This is a genomic window from Xanthomonas nasturtii (genome assembly GCF_023337365.3).
Lineage (GTDB): Bacteria > Pseudomonadota > Gammaproteobacteria > Xanthomonadales > Xanthomonadaceae > Xanthomonas > Xanthomonas nasturtii.
The window spans coordinates 3523609-3540055 of sequence record NZ_CP142084.2 but is presented as its reverse complement, the minus strand read 5'-3'; the positions used below and the strand labels follow the sequence as shown (position 1 = coordinate 3540055).

General features: G+C 65.2%; 11 protein-coding genes and 2 pseudogenes. 8 read left to right on the top strand and 5 right to left on the bottom strand.

Going from position 1 to position 16447, the window contains the following annotated elements:
* Nucleotides 1-14: 14 nt before the first annotated feature.
* Both otsB and M3O59_RS15375 read right to left on the bottom strand, forming a co-directional pair.
* Nucleotides 15-773, bottom strand: a complete 759-nt coding sequence (otsB, locus tag M3O59_RS15380; RefSeq protein WP_116906306.1) for a trehalose-phosphatase — start codon at nt 771-773, stop codon at nt 15-17.
* Between the two features lie 134 nt (nt 774-907).
* Entirely contained in the window at nt 908-3343 is a 2436-nt protein-coding gene (locus M3O59_RS15375) for a TonB-dependent receptor plug domain-containing protein (protein WP_116906320.1), read from the bottom strand.
* 239 nt (nt 3344-3582) lie between these two features.
* Here M3O59_RS15375 and M3O59_RS15370 point away from each other — a divergent pair, with 239 nt between their 5' ends.
* The 5 genes and pseudogenes from M3O59_RS15370 (at nt 3583) to M3O59_RS15350 (ending at nt 9076) form a co-directional block, all read left to right on the top strand.
* Nucleotides 3583-4056, top strand: a complete 474-nt coding sequence (locus M3O59_RS15370; RefSeq protein WP_064634563.1) for a DUF3574 domain-containing protein — start codon at nt 3583-3585, stop codon at nt 4054-4056.
* Nucleotides 4023-5094: pseudogene (locus tag M3O59_RS15365) on the top strand (XAC2610-related protein). Before M3O59_RS15370 ends, M3O59_RS15365 begins: the two are co-directional and overlap by 34 nt.
* Before the next feature lie 139 nt (nt 5095-5233).
* Nucleotides 5234-6835: a SulP family inorganic anion transporter gene (locus M3O59_RS15360; RefSeq protein WP_116906305.1), complete on the top strand. Its 1602-nt coding sequence runs from the start codon at nt 5234-5236 to the stop codon at nt 6833-6835.
* Nucleotides 6832-8001, top strand: coding sequence for a lysozyme inhibitor LprI family protein (locus tag M3O59_RS15355; RefSeq protein ID WP_116906304.1), 1170 nt, complete (start codon nt 6832-6834; stop codon nt 7999-8001). The genes M3O59_RS15360 and M3O59_RS15355 overlap by 4 nt, the downstream gene beginning before the upstream one ends.
* Before the next feature lie 259 nt (nt 8002-8260).
* Complete coding sequence (locus tag M3O59_RS15350; RefSeq protein ID WP_064634655.1) at nt 8261-9076, top strand: DUF3014 domain-containing protein; 816 nt, start codon at nt 8261-8263, stop codon at nt 9074-9076.
* Between the two features lie 213 nt (nt 9077-9289).
* Here M3O59_RS15350 and M3O59_RS15345 read toward each other — a convergent pair whose 3' ends face one another.
* From M3O59_RS15345 to M3O59_RS15335, 3 genes are all read right to left on the bottom strand, one after another.
* Complete coding sequence (locus M3O59_RS15345; RefSeq protein WP_116906303.1) at nt 9290-9997, bottom strand: glutathione S-transferase; 708 nt, start codon at nt 9995-9997, stop codon at nt 9290-9292.
* Nucleotides 9998-10044: 47 nt separating this feature from the next.
* A complete protein-coding gene (locus tag M3O59_RS15340; RefSeq protein ID WP_082925906.1) occupies nt 10045-11055 on the bottom strand; it encodes an IS630 family transposase in 1011 nt (336 codons plus the stop codon).
* Nucleotides 11056-11153: 98 nt separating this feature from the next.
* Nucleotides 11154-11462, bottom strand: coding sequence for a GIY-YIG nuclease family protein (locus tag M3O59_RS15335; RefSeq protein WP_064634656.1), 309 nt, complete (start codon nt 11460-11462; stop codon nt 11154-11156).
* Nucleotides 11463-11703: 241 nt separating this feature from the next.
* Between M3O59_RS15335 and ssuB the strand changes: the two are divergent.
* The 3 genes and pseudogenes from ssuB to M3O59_RS15320 all read left to right on the top strand — a co-directional run.
* Nucleotides 11704-11887: pseudogene (ssuB, locus tag M3O59_RS15330) on the top strand (aliphatic sulfonate ABC transporter ATP-binding protein); the annotation flags it as partial.
* Between the two features lie 162 nt (nt 11888-12049).
* Nucleotides 12050-14635: an ATP-dependent chaperone ClpB gene (clpB, locus tag M3O59_RS15325; protein ID WP_116905386.1), complete on the top strand. Its 2586-nt coding sequence runs from the start codon at nt 12050-12052 to the stop codon at nt 14633-14635.
* A 274-nt stretch (nt 14636-14909) separates the two neighbouring features.
* Complete coding sequence (locus M3O59_RS15320) at nt 14910-16196, top strand: O-acetylhomoserine aminocarboxypropyltransferase/cysteine synthase family protein (protein ID WP_064634570.1); 1287 nt, start codon at nt 14910-14912, stop codon at nt 16194-16196.
* Nucleotides 16197-16447: the final 251 nt, after the last annotated feature.

The following is a 16447-nucleotide window of genomic DNA, read 5'->3' as shown; positions in this document are numbered from 1 at the left end:
AAGGTGCGCTGTGGTCAGCGGTGGCGTGCGTTGCGCTGCAACCACGCGTGTACGTCGGCGGTGCCATCGACGCGGAAGCGCGCGCTGGTCTGCGGGCGATCGCCCACCAGCACGCTCCAGCCGCCGAGCCGGTTGGCCGCGTCGAAGCCGAATTCGTCGGTGAGATCGTCGCCCACGAACACCGGCGTGCGGCCGGCGAAGGCGCCGTGCTGCATCAGCTGCTCGACCGCCAGGCCCTTGTTGCTGCCTTCGGGCACGAATTCGACCACATGGTCGCCAGGCTGCAGCCGGTAGCCGGACAGCTGGGCGATCTCCTGCTGCGCGAACGCGAGGACCTCGGGGCCGGCCTGCGGCTGCGCGCGCCAGTGCAGCGCGACGCTGACGCCCTTGTCTTCGACCAGCACGCCCGGGTGTCGATGCGTGAGTGCGGCGGCGCGTTGGTGCAGGCCGTGCAGAAATTCGGAGGTGTCCTGCGGCATGGCGGCGCGTGCGGCGATGTCGCTGCGCAATTCGTGTCCGTGCAGGCCGGCGGCGGGCAGCCGCAGCGGCGCGAACAAGGCATCCAGTTGCGACAGCGGCCTGCCGCTGACCAGCGCCACCGCGCCGTTGAGGCGATCGCTCAGTTGCTCGATGGCCGCGCGGACCTCGGGCAGGAGCCGCACAGCCTCGGGGCTGTCGGCAAAGTCGATGAGGGTACCGTCCACGTCCAGAAACAATGCGCAGGCATCGTCCAGCAATGGCGGCGACGGAAGGGGGGAGTGCACGTCTGCCATCGCGCTAGTGTGCGCAAGGCAGTGTGATATTCAGGTTATGCAACGGCGGGGATTGGGGATTCGGGAGTGGGGATTCGCGACGATCTGCGCTTGCCAATCCCGAATCCCGAATCCCGAATCCGCCAATCCCGGCGTTAGAACGAATACCGCACCCGCCCATACCAATACGCGCCATTACTGCCGATCGGCGAGAGCACGTCGTAGGGCAGGTTGCCGAAGTAGGCGATATCGTCGATGGAGCGGTCCGAATAGTTGTCCAGGATGTTCTGCCCGCCGATGGCCAGCGTCCACTGCGTGCCCAGGTGATATTCGGCTTCCAGGTCCAGCTGCCATTCGGCGCCATAGGTCTGGCGCGGCACGAAGCCGCCGCCGAAATCGAACACGCGCGTCGCGCTGCCGTAGCGGTTGACGCGCGTCTGCAGGTTCCAGTGCTCGTTGCTCCAGTTGGCGGCAAGCGCGGCGCGCGTGCGCGGTGCGGCGTCGGTGAGCGTGTTGCTTTCTTCCACGCCGAACAGCACGTACTCCGGGTTCAAGGCGAGCAGCTGCGCCGGGGTGGCGATGATGTTTTCCAGTTCGGTCTTGGCGTAGCTGTAGGTGCCGGTGAGCAGCAGGTCGCCACCGAAGGCGTACTGGCGCCAGTTGGCGACCAGCTCGGCGCCGCGGGTACGGGTGTCGGCGGCGTTGAGGAAATAGCTGGCGCTCTGCACGCCGGTGACGCCGAAGTTCTGCTGCACGAAGCTGGTCAGCGCATCGCCTGTGATGTCCTCGGACAAGGCGATGCGGTCGTCGATATCGATCTGGAAGAAGTCCAATGACAGGTCGAAGTGATCGCCCAGCCTGCTGGTGAAGCCCAGGCTGTAATTGAGCGATTTTTCCGGCTTCAGGTCGGTGGCGCCGAGCCCGCGGGCAATGGGGTTGTTGACCGACAGCAGGCGACCCTGGGTGAGGCGGCCGGCGGCGTCGTAGCCGGTGGAGGTGGCTTCGTAGCCGATCTGGCTGAGCGAGGGCGCGCGTACGTTATTGGAGACCGCCCCGCGCAGCGCGAACGCCGGGGCGAACGCATACCGCGCCGCCAGCTTGCCGGTCCATTGGCTGCCGAAGTCCTGGTAATGCTCGTAGCGGCCAGCCAGGTCGGTGGAGAACTTGTCGCCAAACTGGCTGGACACGCTGGCGTAGGCGCTGGCCACGTTGCGCGACAGGTCGGCTTCGTCCTGCGGGGTGAGCCCGCCGCCGGCCTGCGAGCCGGTGGGGCGGTCGGTGAACGGGCCGGCGGCGTAGCTGGCCGGGTCGCCGGCATGGGTGCGGTATTGCTCGCGGCGGAATTCGGCACCGGTGCCGAAGGTGTGGGTGGCGCCGGCGACATCGAAGACGCGGGTCAGATCGACGTTGCCCACGGTCTGTGCGAAAGCGAAATCGCCGGTCTTGAACGCAGTGGTGCTGCCCGGACCGAGCGATGCATTGAGCGAGTTGCGCAGCCGGTAGGTGAAGTCGTTGCGGCCGTAGTTGACGCTGGCGTCGTAATCCCAGTTGCCCAATTGCCCACGGGCGCCGGCAACGATCTGCAGGTCGCGGTTTTCGCCTTCGGAAATCGGGCGGTAGCCGTTGGGGTAGATCTCGCGCCAGTTGGCGCTGCTATCGGGGTAACGGAAGTAATTGGCGCCTTCGGTGTCGCGCTGGTTGTAGGTGCCGAAGGCGTAGAACTCGCCGTTGGCGCTGAAGGGAATCTTGGTGTTGAGCCAGGCGTTCAGGCCCTTGGTGGCGCCATCGCCGAGTACGTAGTTGCGCCGGCCGGCCAGGGCCAGATTGGCCGGGGTCTGTTCTTCGAATGCGGGAATCTGGTCGAAGCCGGCGCGGTTGGTGGCTTCGCGGTTCTTCAGCTCCAGGCCCACCTTGAAAAAGCCGCCCTCGTCGCCGAGCAGGCTGCCGACCTTGGCACTGGCGTAGCTGGTCTGGCCGTCGGTGACGCGGCGGTTGATCGGCTCCACATCGGTGTTGTACGCGCCGAAGCTGGCTTCCAGTTCGCCGCGCTCGGGGTTGTCGTCCAGGATCACGTTGATCACGCCGGCAATGGCATCGGAGCCGTATTGCGCGCCGGCGCCGTCGCGCAGCACCTCGATGCGCTTGATCGCGTTGATCGGGATGGAATTGAAATCCACCGGCGTGGTGCCCTTGCCGATCTTGCTGTCGGTATTGACCAGCGCCGAGGTGTGACGGCGCTTGCCGTTGACCAGCACCAGCACCTGGTCGGGCGAGAGTCCGCGCAACTGCGCGGCGCGGATGTGGTCGGCGCCGCCGGAGTTGGACTGGCGCGGGAAATTGAACGAGGGCAGCAGCGCCTGCAGCGCGCTGCCCAGTTCGCCGTTGACCACGCCCGCCTTGCGGATGTCCTCGGCGGTGAGCACGTCCACCGGCACGGTCGATTCCAGCACGGTGCGGTCGCTGGCGCGGGTGCCGGTGACGATCACGGTGTCCAGGGTGGGGGCGCCAGGCTCGGCCTGCTGGGCCTGTGCGTTGGCGCTAAGCGCGGCGGCGATGGCCAGGCCGATAACCGAAAGGGTGGGGCGGGTCATGCTGGTCTCCTGGAACTGCGAACGACACGCGCCGCGCGGTTGGCATCCGGCCGGGCTGGGGCGCAAGGGGGTCGGATTGTCCACATTCATCCGTATAGAGAGATATTATCGCGTTGTTCAGGCTGGCGCGAGATGGCGCAGTGCGCGCACGCCGGCATGAGCTGATATCTGCCGTGCATGAGCCTGGCTCAGCCCGGTTCCTGCCCTGTCCTCGCCCCAAACCCGTTGTGGAGAAGTCGATGAAGTTGCTGCCGTCCTGCCTGCTTGCCGCCATGCTGGCGTTGTCTGCCTGCGCCACCACGCCCGGCGGCACGCCGACCTCGACCACCGCCAGCCTGCAGGGCGATGCGGCGCGGCCGGCGGCGGCGCGTGGGTGGGTGCGCAGCGAGCTGTATTTCGGCGTGGGCGAAGAAACCGGGCCGGCCGATCGCCCGCAGACCCGCACCATCGACGAAACCCAGTGGCGCGCGTTTCTGGACAAGGAAGTGACCCCGCGCTTTCCGGATGGGCTGACCGTGTTCGACGCCTACGGCCAGTGGTTGTTCCGTGGTGCCAAGGAGCCGAACCGGTTGGGCACCAAGGTGCTGGTGATCCTGCACGAAGACACCCCGCAGCGGCGTAACGACATCGAGGCGATCCGGCTGGCCTGGAAGCAGGCGACCGGACACCAGTCGGTGTTGTGGTCGCGGCAGGCGGTAGAGGTGTCGTTCTGAGCAGTGTTGTGGGCTTGACCGCTGCCAGGCTGCTGCCTTTACCGAACCCGACGCTACCCTGAGCTGCGTTCGGCGGATGCTGTGCGTAACCCGCTTTTTGCGCGCATTGCGTGTGCAGACAACCCGCGTGTGCGACCACTCGCCCACTGTTTCGGGTCGAAGACGCATGCGCTTGACCCCTTTCCACGCACGACCCCGCGCAGCACACGCGCGCTGCTGTTCGCCGTGTTGGGCGGGCTGTCGTTGGCCGCCGCGGCAGACGACACGCGTGTGCGATTGACGCTGGATGCGAAGACGCAGGCGACCGCAACCCTGGTCGGCCAGCGCCTGCATGTGGTGCTGGCCCCAGGCGGTGCCGAGCAGTGGTTGGACGCAACTGTGGACGATGGCGAAGGCGGCGCGCAGTTGCGCAGCGATGACTACAACTTCGACGGGCACCCGGATCTTGCGGTGTCGGCGATGCTCGGCCAGGTCAACGAGGCGGTGCTGGTGTTTGTATTCGACCCGGCGCAACGCCTTTTTCGTGCGCTGATCGCGCCCACGCGCCCGGCGGTGCAGTGCGAGGGGTTCTTCAACCTGGTGACGGACACACGGCAGCGCAGCTTGATCCGTTCCTGCCGCAGCGGGCCGATGTGGTATGCGGAGGTGTATCGCTACACGTCCGATGGGCGGTTGTATGTGGCCCGGACGCAGCAGCGGATCGAGTCGCCGCAGATCCAGTCGCTGCTGGACACGGCGAGCGACGACGGCATGCCGGTGTCGGTGTGGCCAATCTACGACCCACGCGGCGTCAGAGTGGCGAGCGAGATCGGCACGACGCTGGAGGCACCGATGCCGGTGCAGCTGCACGTGCGGGTGGCGCGCCTGCCGTTGTACGCCACGCCTACGGCCACTGCCACCAAACGCTATCTGGTGCGCGGCGATCGGGCCGATGCGCTGGACGTCAGCGCGAATGGAGCGCGGCTGCAGGCGCGGTATCGCAGTGCCGGGCGCAGCGACAGCGTGGGCTGGATCGATGTCGATGCGGCGATGAAGTAGCGCGTGGCGGCGTGACCGAGCCGTGTGTCAGCGGGCAGACCGACGCCAGCGCGCAACGACACGCTCTGATCCACCGCGCCGCTGTCGCGCCTGCGGTGCAGCGGCTACCATCGGCCGACCCCCACGCCTCCTGGTTCTCATGTCGGCTCCTTCTTCGCGTCCTGCGGCCTCGCCGCGCTGGTTCGTCGCTGGCGATCTCAATGGCTTCTTCGGCCTGGTGGTCGACAATCTTTCCATCCTCGGCTTCATCGCGATGGCCTTGGTCGGCATCTTCCAGTTCCCGGCCGAAGTGGTGTTCGGGCGCATGTTCCCGGGCACCGCGTTCGGCGTGCTGGTGGGCAATCTGCTCTATACCTTGATGGCGCGGCGGCTGGCCGCACGCACCGGGCGCGACGACGTCACCGCCATGCCGCTGGGTCTGGATGCGCCCACCAGCATCGGCATGGCGCTGCTGGTGCTGGGCCCGGCGTTTGCCGGTTTCAAGGCGCAGGGGCTGGACCCGCAGACGGCAGCGATCGCCACCTGGAAACTGGGCATGGCTGCGTTGGTGGTGATGGGCCTGCTCAAGCTGGTGCTGTCGTTGGTGGGCGAAGCGGTGACGCGCGCGCTGCCGCGTGCGGCCTTGCTCGGTTCGATCGCCGGCATCGCGCTGGTGCTGATGGGCCTGTTGCCGCTGCTGGAAACCCTGCGCTCGCCGGTGGCCGGCTTCGTCACCCTGGGCTTGTTGCTGTACGTGCTGCTGGCCAAGGGCCGCCTGCCGACCAAGTTGCCCGGTGTGCTGGTGGCGTTCGTGATCGGTACCGCGCTGTATTACGGGCTCGGCCTGGCCGGATTGGGTGCGCCCGGTTTTGCCGTGCCAGCGTGGAATCCGCCGCAAATCGTGCTGCCGCTGCCGAACCTGGGCTTTATTGAAGGCTTGCCGGCGACGGTGGCCTACCTGCCGTTGCTGTTGCCGTTCGGCTTGTTGATGGTGGTGGGCGGCATCAACGTCAGTGAAAGCGCGCGCGCAGCCGGCGACGATTACCGCACCCGCGACATCCTGCTGGTGGAGGCCCTGGCCACGCTGGTGGCCGGCGTCTGCGGCGGTGTGGCGCAGACCACGCCCTACATCGGCCAGCCTGCCTACAAGCACATGGGCGCGCGCTCCGGTTACACGCTGCTGACGGGGGTGTTCATCGGTATTGGTGGCATGCTCGGGGTGATCAGCGGGCTGGTGCAATGGCTACCGCTGGCAGTGCTGGCGCCGATCATTGTGTATGTCTCGATCGACATCACCACGCAGGCATTTCAGGCCACGCCCAAACAGCACGCCGGCGCGATGGTGCTGGGCTTTTTGCCGTCGGTTGCGTACCTGTTGACCATCAAGGCGCCGGGCTGGATCGCGCCAGAGCAACTGGTGGCGCTGACCACCAAGCTGGATGGCCATGGGCTGCCGGAGCTGGCGGTGATCTTCGCACTGGGCAATGGGTTCATCATCACCGCGATGCTGTGGATCGCCACGGTGACGGCGATGATCGATGGCCGGCTGCGACGCGGCGCAGTGTTCTTGCTGGTGGCGGCGGGGCTGACCCTGTTCGGTTTGATCCATTCGGTGGACCCGCGTGGCGGCATCTATCTGCCGTGGTCGCTGCAAGGCCTGGCGCGGGTGATCAGCTGGCAGTTCGTCGGCGCCTATGTGGCGCTGGCGGTGACCTTGCTGTTGTTGTCGCTGCTGCCGGCACGCAAGCAGGCAGTGCAATGAGTCGTCGGGTGCATGCAGTTGGGCTGCTGCTTGGCGGTGCGCTGGTGCTGAGCACCGGCGGTGCGTGGGCGGCTTCGTTCGACTGCAAGCAGGCGACGACGCCCGTTGAAAAACGGGTGTGCGCGGTGCCGGCGCTTGGTCTGCTGGACGAGCAGCTGGACGAGAGCTACCAGGCGTTGATGCATACCGCGCCACGCGCGACAGTGGCCAGCCTGCGCGAGCAACAGCGCGCCTGGCTGCGCCAGCGCAATGCCTGCGCGCAGGATGCCAAGCCGGACGAGTGCCTGCAGCGCAGCCTCACCACCAGGGCCGAGGTCCTGGCCAAGGCGCTCACGGCGCAGCAACAGACGCAGGACCGCATCGTCGCCCGCATCCCTGCAAGTCCTGCCGAGGCCGCGCGGCAGCTGCAGGGCTACGACACGCCGCTGGCATCGGCATGGCTGGCGTATCTGCATCAGTTCGTCCCTGCTGCCGGTGTGGAGGCCGCAGTGGCAACTGCGCGCTTTGACAGTGCGCGCAAGGCATTGCGCAAGGCCGACGATTTTGCGGCATCGTTGCTCGATGACGCTGCCGGCACGCCAGCCACGCCACAGCAGGAGCATGTATTGACCCTGCTACGCATGTGGATCGAGCGCGACAACAGCGATCACCGGCCTTACGTGCACTGCTTCATCTTCGCGGCGGTGGGCGAGCCGGCCTATGACGCATTCGGCCCATTGTACGGCTCGACCCGCGACGGGTTCGCGCCGATCTGCGAACTGCCGGGCGGGCTATTCGCGCTGTCCAGCTGGAAGCAGCTGGACAAGGGGTTCGATTCCTTGATCGAGGCCTTGAGCAAGGATGCCGGCACCATGCGCTATGCCAGCTACGCCGAGTGGAAAATCATTGCGCTGCGCGCATCGGTGTCGCCGCTGCTGTATCTGCAGCCGGCCCTGCGCAAGCGCTACGGCAATGACCCGGACAAGGCAGTTGCGGCCTGGAGTGGCGATGACAGCCAGTGGCCAGCCGCAGACCGCAAGGCGGTGCGCACGCTGTTGCCCAAGGTGCGTGCGGACACGGCCGCGTGGCTGGTACGCGAAAAGCACTTGCCTGCAACACAGGCCGATCAAGCCGCAGCCGCAATCGTGGCGGCGTGGGTGAATGCGCGGTTGGGCTTCGACAATTGAGCGAGCCTGCAGTGCCGCTTCGTTTGAAGCGGCAGTGGTTCGTTACGGATGAGGTGAGCAGGCGGCGATACGGGCGCGTGAGGGCCGGATGTCCCCGCGCTGGTCAGCCGGCTTGTGCCGAATTGGCGCGTATTACTTGCCTAACGCCGTATTGGGTCGTCATGCGCGGTCAATGAATACGCTGCGGTGTCGCATCGATGGAACCACCGCACCATCTCATGGTCACACCGTGGATGTTGTCGATGTCAGGAGTTCCATGATGCAAACGAAGTCGTCGCGCTGGCCGTGGCTGTTGGCAGTGCCGCTGATTGCCGGCGCTGCCTGGTGGCTCTTCCGCGGGCCATCCGATCCACCTGGCGTAATGCCTGCGCCGATCAGCCGGACCGCAAGCGCGGTAGCTGCCGCTGTCGCTCCATCGCCGCCGCCGCCCGCCGAACCGCGCCACCCGGTGCAGACGTTATCGGCCGATGCCGCCGACGCTGCGATTCCTGCATTGGCACAGAGCGACGATGCCGCGTGGCAGGCGCTGCTGGCGCTGGTACGCCACGACGACGCGCTGTCGATCGTGCTGCGGACGCATCTGATCGAACGCGTGGTGGTGATGATCGATAACCTCACCCAGCCCAGCATCAGCCGTCGCGCGTCGGTACTGCAGCCGCTACCAGGCGAATTACAGGTCTCCAGCGCAGCTGATCGCAGCGTGATCGACCAGGCCAATGCAGCACGCTACGCTCCGTATGTCGCCGCATTTACCGGCGTGGACGCGCAGGCCATGGTGCGCAGCTATGTACGCTTCTACCCGTTGTTTCAGCAGGCGTATGCCAACCTGGGCGCGCCGGACCGTTACTTCAACGACCGCGTGATCGATGTGGTCGACCATCTGTTGCGGACGCCCGAGCCGGGCCAGCCCATCGCCGTGGTGCGCGATGCGCGTGGCCGTTATCTTTTCGTAGATCCGGCGCTGGAGTCTGCATCGGTCGGGCAAAAAGCGCTGCTGCGATTGGGGCCAAGCCAGGCCGCGGCCGTGAAGGCGCAGTTGCAGCGCATTCGCACGGCGTTGTTGCAGGGCCGGTGAGGCGGGTGTTTTCGAGCGATGGCCATGATGAAGGCCGCACGTGTGTGCGGCCTTGGATGTTGGATGTCTGGAAGCGCAGGGGCGTGGCCAACATCGCGTGCAGTTCACGGCAGCACCCAATGTGCGGCAAGAACGATTCGCAACCTAGACCCTGGCGACCGTAGTCCCGCAAAGGACCAATCGAGGCGTATCGTCTGAGGCCGGCCGCGCTGCTCAGGCCGCATCCAACTCCGGATAGTGGCGAAAAATACCGTTGGTGTTGAACGCCACCCGGCGCTCCGATGCCAGATACGCTGCGATCCGCGGGCGCTCGGCCACGCGCTGCTGCAAGGCCTTCAATCCTGGCACGTCCTTCGATAGCGTCGCCATGCGTTTGGGGAACATGTAGTCCAATCCGCTGACCAGCTGAAACAGCGAAAGGTCCACATACGAATGCGTGCCAAGGACATGCGTGCCGCCGGCCTGTTGCAGCACCTGCTCGAAATAACCCAGAAATTTGGGCAGGCGGTTGTCGCGCAGATCCTGCGCACGTTTGGCCGCTTCGGCCTGTTGGTCTTCGTAATACAGGCCAGTGGCGATCGGGTGATGGGCGTCGTGCACTTCGGCCACCAGGTCGGCAATGGTCAGTTGCAACTGCAGTGCCTGCAAACGTGATGCTTCGTCATCGGGTACCAGCCGCAATTGCGGGCCGATGAAGTGCAGGATCGCTGCGACCTGCGCGACCACCACATCGCCCGCACGCAAAAACGGCGGCGCGAACGGCTGCGCGCCAGCGTGCTGGCCTTCCAGAAACGTGTTCATTGCCTCGTCGCCGTCAACGCGCGCCACGTCGGTGTAGCTGGCGCCTGCATCTTCCAGTGCCAGGCGCACAAACTCGCCGCGGCCTTGCAGGCCGGTCCAGTAATAGAGCTGATGATGCATGCGCTGCTCCGGTCGCCCAATGGCGTCACAGCATAGAAAGCGGGCGGCTAGTGCACTGAATCCGAGGAATCGGATGTGATGCGTCGAGTTGGATCAGCGAAGGTCCATTTCAGCGGTTTTGGGTTTTTGTTGTACTGGCGGATGTAGCGCATGAGCTTCTTATCGAGGTCTTTGACTGAGGAGAAAACCCCGCGTGTGATGACATCACGCTGGATGCGGGCGAACCAGTTCTCGACCTGGTTCAGCCATGACGAGTAGGTGGGGGTGTAGTGCATATGAACGCGGGGGTACTCGGCCAGGAACGCATGCACGAGCGGCGTCTTGTGGCTGCTGACGTTATCGCAGATGACATGGATGTCCCGGCCGTTGGACTGACTGGCGACAACCTCTTCGAGGAAGGTCACGAACTGCTCGCTGGTGTGACGAGCTGCCGTTTTGCCCAGCACTTCGCCAGTGCCCGTATTGAGCGCGGCGAACAGGCTCAGTGTGCCATTACGCTTGTATTCGAATCCGTGGCTTTGCGCGCGTCCGGGTGCCAATGCAAGCATCCGGTCCTTGCGGTCCAGCGCCTGGATCGCGGTCTTTTCGTCCACGCAGAAGACCACCGCGTGCGCAGGCGGGTCCAGGTACAGGCCGATCACGTCTGCGGCCTTGGTCTCAAACTCCGGGTCGTTGGAGACCATGTGGGTGTCCAACCGATGCGGACGCACGCCGTGTTTGCGCCAAATGCGCTGGACGGCCGAGAACGACACATTGCCCAGCTCGGCAGCCAGCTTGCGACTGCTCCAGTGCGTCGAACCGTCCTTGGGCTTGTGCTTGAGCGTGCGGTTGAGCACACGCGCTTCCAGCTTGGCCGTCGGTATCTTCGGCGCACGCCCAGGATGCACCGACACCAGCCCGGCCAGTCCTTGCGCCTCAAACGCCGCCGTCCACTTCGAGACGAATGCGTCGTTGCAGGCAAGCTTAGTGCGTATGTGGACTCGACGTTCTCCATCGCTCCAAAGCACAACACACCGCGCGCGGCGCACCAAAGCGGCGTTGCCGTGACGCTTGCGCATCACCGCCTCCAATTCAGCACGCTGTTGGATCGTCAACTTCGTTCTTTGCATGACACACTAACTGGGGATCATGCATCCGATTTCAATGATTCAGTGGACTAGGCGGGCGTGATCGGGGTGTCAGCAGGGTGTGACCCGGCGCTGCATGGCGGCTGCGCCAGCAACCATGCCAGCTTGCGTGCACGCGGCTGGCGCTTGAGTACGCACTCCGCACGCGAGGCGCTGGCGCGGTCCGGGTAGGGGTGGCTCGCCAGGATATGCAGCGGCGGATTGGCCCGCGTGTAGCGTGCACCGGTGCCACGCAGATGCGCCTGGAAACGCCGTTCCAGATCGTTGGTGATCCCGGCGTAATAGCTGCCGTTCCGGCACTGCAGCAGATAGAGGTACCAGGGGTTGGGCGCATCCATCCGTGCATTATCGCCGTGTGTGCCATGCTTGTGCAGCGCGCCGTGGAGAGCGCGCATAGGCAGCCATTGCATGCGATGCAAGTCGCGATCGACTAACCACCTGAACACTGGGTGTTTGATGCTCGTGTCGCTGGTAAACGGCATGCCGTATCGCCAGTGGCGCTTGAGCCGGCTTCGCGGTCAACGCCCGATTGCATAGCGTGCAGTGCGGCCGAGTGACCGCATCGCGACCTGCCACCTACGTCGGCGCGTGGCGCTGGCCCGCGCGTTGGTGCATCGGCCGCGGCTGTTGCTGCTGGACGAACCGTTTGGGGGCGCTGGATGCATTGACCCGTATCGAAATGCAGCAGCTGATCGTGCAGCTCTGGCGGCAGCATGGCTTCACCCTGGTGCTGGTCACCCACGATGTCGCCGAGGCGTCAGCGCGGCCGAAAGCGTCTGCGCGCACCGCCTTCGTAACGCTTGCTGGGGCGGCACTGGCGTGTCCGCTGCCCGGCTTCGGCACCGGTAAGCCTTGAAACCCCGCTCGGCAACCGCATCTGCACGGTATCGCCGGCGTCGCCGGCCACCTGTTCAGAGGATTTCCCATGCGGATGGACAAGCTCACCTCGCGGTTCCAGCAGGCGCTGGCCGACGCGCAGTCGCTGGCTGTGGGACGTGACCACAACATCATCGAACCGGTGCACGTGCTGGCGGCGCTGCTCGAGCAGAGCGGCGGCAGCACGCGCCCGCTGCTGTCGCAGGCCGGCGTCAACGTGCCGCTGCTGCGCGAGCGTCTTGGCGAGGCGCTGGACACGCTGCCCAAGGTCTCCGGGCAGGAAGGCAACCTGTCGATCGGCAACGATCTCAATCGCCTGCTCAACCAGACCGACAAGCTGGCCCAGCAACATGGCGATGCCTTCATCGCCAGCGAATGGTTCGTGCTGGCCGCCGCCGACGATGCCAGCCCGCTGGGCGTAGCGTTGCGCGCGGCCGGTGGCGACAAGAAGAAGATCGAAGCGGCTATCGACAGGCTGCGCGGCGGCGAAACCGTGCAATCGGAAAACGCCGAGGAACAGCGCCAGGCGCTGGAAAAATACACCATCGACCTGACCGCGCGTGCGGAGAGCGGCAAGCTCGATCCGGTGATCGGCCGCGACGAAGAAATCCGCCGCACCATTCAAGTGTTGCAGCGCCGCACCAAGAACAACCCGGTGCTGATCGGCGAACCCGGTGTGGGCAAGACCGCCATTGTCGAAGGCCTGGCCCAGCGCATCATCAATGGCGAAGTGCCCGAAGGCCTGCGCGGCAAGCGCGTGCTGTCGCTGGACATGGGTGCGCTGATTGCCGGTGCCAAATTCCGTGGCGAATTCGAAGAACGCCTGAAGGCGGTGCTCAGCGACCTGTCCAAGAACGAAGGCCAGATCATCCTGTTCATCGATGAGCTGCACACCATGGTGGGCGCAGGCAAGGCCGATGGTGCGATGGACGCCGGCAACATGCTCAAGCCGGCGCTGGCGCGCGGCGAGCTGCATTGCATCGGCGCCACCACGCTGGACGAATACCGCAAATACATCGAAAAGGACGCGGCGCTGGAGCGGCGTTTCCAGAAAGTGTTCGTGGGCGAGCCGACGGTGGAAGACACCATCGCCATCCTGCGTGGCCTCAAAGAGCGCTACGCCGTGCACCACGGGGTCGAAATCACCGACCCGGCGATCGTGGCGGCGGCCACGCTGTCCAACCGCTACATCACCGACCGCCAGCTGCCGGACAAGGCCATCGACTTGATGGACGAAGCCGCATCGCGCATCCGCATGGAGATCGACTCCAAGCCGGAAGAGCTCGATCGCCTGGAGCGCCGCCTGATCCAGCTCAAGATCCAGCGCGAAATGCTGAAGAAGGAAAAGGACGACGCCTCGCGTCAGCGCCTGGCCGATCTGGAAACCGACATCGACAAGCTCGAGCGCGAGTTCTACGACCTCAACGAATTGTGGAAGTCGGAAAAAGCCGCGCTGCAGGGCACCACCAAGGTCAAGGAACAGATCGAGCACGCCAAGCTGGAGCAGGAAGCCGCACAACGGCGCCAGGACTACGCCAAGATGAGCGAGATCCAGTACGGCGTGCTGCCGCAGCTGGAAAAGCAGATGGCGCTGGCCAACGAGGTCGAACATCACGACTTCAAGCTGGTGCAGGACCGCGTCACGGCCGAAGAAATTGCCGAAGTGGTGTCGCGCTGGACCGGCATTCCGGTCAACAAGATGCTCGAGGGCGAGCGCGACAAGTTGTTGCGCATGGAAGACGAGCTGCACCAGCGCGTGGTTGGCCAGAACGAGGCCATCAAGGTCGTCTCCGACGCGGTGCGCCGCTCGCGTGCGGGCCTGTCCGATCCCAATCGCCCGAGTGGCTCGTTCCTGTTCCTGGGGCCGACCGGCGTGGGCAAGACCGAGTTGTGCAAGGCGCTGGCGGACTTCCTGTTCGACAGCACCGAAGCGATGATCCGCATCGACATGAGCGAGTTCATGGAAAAGCACTCGGTGTCGCGCTTGATCGGTGCGCCTCCGGGCTATGTGGGCTATGAAGAGGGCGGCTACCTCACTGAAGCGGTGCGCCGTCGCCCGTATTCGCTGATCCTGCTGGACGAGGTGGAAAAGGCGCATGCCGATGTCTTCAACATCCTGCTGCAGGTGCTCGACGATGGCCGCCTCACCGATGGCCAGGGCCGCACGGTGGACTTCCGCAATACCGTGATCGTGATGACCTCCAACCTGGGCTCGCACCAGATCCAGGAGCTGTCCGGCGACGGCAGCGCCGAGGCCTATACGCAGATGAAGGCGGCGGTGATGGGCGTGGTGCAGGCGCACTTCCGCCCGGAGTTCATCAACCGGCTGGACGACATCGTGGTGTTCCACCCGCTGGACAAGGCGCAGATCAAGTCGATCGCGCGCATCCAGCTGCATGGGTTGGAAAAGCGCCTGGCCGAGCGCGGCCTCAAGCTGGACCTGGACGATGCGGCGCTGGAGTTGCTCGGCAATGTCGGCTTCGACCCCGTCTACGGCGCCCGCCCGCTCAAGCGTGCGATCCAGTCGCAGGTGGAAAACCCGCTGGCCCAGCAGATCCTGTCGGGGCAGTACCTCAGTGGCGACACCGTGCGTGTGCGTGCACAGGGTGGCCGGTTGGAGTTCGGCAAGGGCTGATCAAACGGCTCGATGGGCTCTGTGGCACGTCCTTGACCAGGGCGTGCCGCAGCAGCTTGCGGCGCTCCGCCCGCTGCCTGCCTCGTGGCCCCGGAGCATGGCGTTTGCTTGCTAAAAGGTACATATGCGAATCGTGCGTTTGGTTCCACCGCGGACGCAAAGCACCGACAAGCCGACCAGGCAACGCTTTGGCATGAGCTGATAACGCGCGGTTAGCACGCTGCTTGCGCGTCTTCGCTATCGTCGCTGCTTCCGTCCGATAGCGAGCCGTGCCATGACCGATCCGCAGTGGAAGCCCGAAACCATCGCCGTACACGGCGGGTATCGTCCCGACCCGACCACGCGCGCGGTGGCGGTGCCGATCTACCAGACCGTTGCCTACGCCTTCGACAATACCCAGCATGGCGCGGACCTGTTCGACCTGAAGGTGCCCGGCAATATCTACAGCCGCATCATGAATCCGACCAACGATGTGCTGGAACAGCGTGTCGCCGCGCTGGAAGGCGGCATAGGCGCGTTGGCGCTGGCGTCGGGGCAAGCGGCAGTGACCTATGCGATCCAGACCATCGCCGAGGTGGGCGACAACATCGTGTCCTCCAGTGCGTTGTATGGCGGCACCTACAATCTGTTCGCGCATACGCTGCCGCAGTTCGGCATCAGCACGCGCTTTGCCGATTACCGCGACCCGCAAGCGTTCGCCGGGTTGATCGACGAACGCACCAAGGCAGTGTTCGTCGAGTCGATCGGCAACCCGCGCGGCAACATCACCGATATCGAAGCGGTGGCGGCCGTGGCGCATGCGCACGGCGTGCCGCTGATCGTGGACAACACCGTGGCCACCCCGTCGCTGCTGCGGCCGATCGACTTCGGTGCCGACATCGTGGTGCATTCGCTGACCAAGTATTTAGGCGGGCACGGCAACAGCATCGGTGGGGCAATCGTGGACAGCGGGCGCTTTCCGTGGGCGGCGCACAAGGCGCGTTTTCCGCGCCTCAACGAGCCGGATGTGAGCTATCACGGCGTGGTCTATACCGAAGCGTTGGGCGAGGCAGCGTATATCGGGCGTGCGCGGGTGGTGCCGCTGCGTAATACTGGTGCGGCGCTGTCGCCGTTCAATGCGTTTCTGATCTTGCAAGGTATCGAAACATTGCCGCTGCGCATGGAGCGCATCAACGCCAATACCTTGGCCATTGCAAGCTATCTACAGCACCACGCACGCGTTGCCTGGGTCAACTATGCCGCGCTGCCGGATCACCCCGAGCATGCGCTGGCGCAGAAATATCTGGGCGGCCACGGCTCCGGCGTGCTCACCTTTGGCTTGCCCGGCGGGCGTGCGGCCGGGGCGCGTTTTCTGGACGCCCTGCAGTTGTTTACGCGGCTGGTGAATATCGGCGATGCCAAATCGCTGGCGACGCACCCGGCGTCCACCACGCATCGGCAGCTGGGCCCGGCCGAACTGGAACATGCAGGGGTGAGCGAGGACACTGTGCGGCTGTCGATCGGCATCGAGCACATCGATGACTTGCTGGCGGATCTGGAGCAGGCGCTGCAGGGGGCGTGAGGTTTATCGCCCCTCTCCTGCGGGAGATGAGTTGGGGTGAGGGTACGGAGCGGCGACGCCTACTCCCAGTTGCTGGGTCGAGTTCAGCGATGCCAATTGGCTAACACGTGTACGCACTGTCTTCAGACATGGCCTGTGGCTTCGCCCCGTACCCTCATCCGCCCCTTCGGGGCACCTTCTCCCGATGGGAGAAGTCATCAGCAATCATCCTCCCGGCGTTGTGGCGACGCGCTGCTCTCGGCGGGCGGTCA

Bases quoted from the DNA above. Each gene is read 5' to 3' on its own strand.
- otsB (WP_116906306.1), bottom strand. From the start codon at position 773: ATGGCAGACGTGCACTCCCCCCTTCCGTCGCCGCCATTGCTGGACGAT.
- M3O59_RS15375 (WP_116906320.1), bottom strand. From the start codon at position 3,343: ATGACCCGCCCCACCCTTTCGGTTATCGGCCTGGCCATCGCCGCCGCG.
- M3O59_RS15370 (WP_064634563.1), top strand. From the start codon at position 3,583: ATGAAGTTGCTGCCGTCCTGCCTGCTTGCCGCCATGCTGGCGTTGTCT.
- M3O59_RS15360 (WP_116906305.1), top strand. From the start codon at position 5,234: ATGTCGGCTCCTTCTTCGCGTCCTGCGGCCTCGCCGCGCTGGTTCGTC.
- M3O59_RS15355 (WP_116906304.1), top strand. From the start codon at position 6,832: ATGAGTCGTCGGGTGCATGCAGTTGGGCTGCTGCTTGGCGGTGCGCTG.
- M3O59_RS15350 (WP_064634655.1), top strand. From the start codon at position 8,261: ATGCAAACGAAGTCGTCGCGCTGGCCGTGGCTGTTGGCAGTGCCGCTG.
- M3O59_RS15345 (WP_116906303.1), bottom strand. From the start codon at position 9,997: ATGCATCATCAGCTCTATTACTGGACCGGCCTGCAAGGCCGCGGCGAG.
- M3O59_RS15340 (WP_082925906.1), bottom strand. From the start codon at position 11,055: ATGCGCAAGCGTCACGGCAACGCCGCTTTGGTGCGCCGCGCGCGGTGT.
- M3O59_RS15335 (WP_064634656.1), bottom strand. From the start codon at position 11,462: ATGGATGCGCCCAACCCCTGGTACCTCTATCTGCTGCAGTGCCGGAAC.
- clpB (WP_116905386.1), top strand. From the start codon at position 12,050: ATGCGGATGGACAAGCTCACCTCGCGGTTCCAGCAGGCGCTGGCCGAC.
- M3O59_RS15320 (WP_064634570.1), top strand. From the start codon at position 14,910: ATGACCGATCCGCAGTGGAAGCCCGAAACCATCGCCGTACACGGCGGG.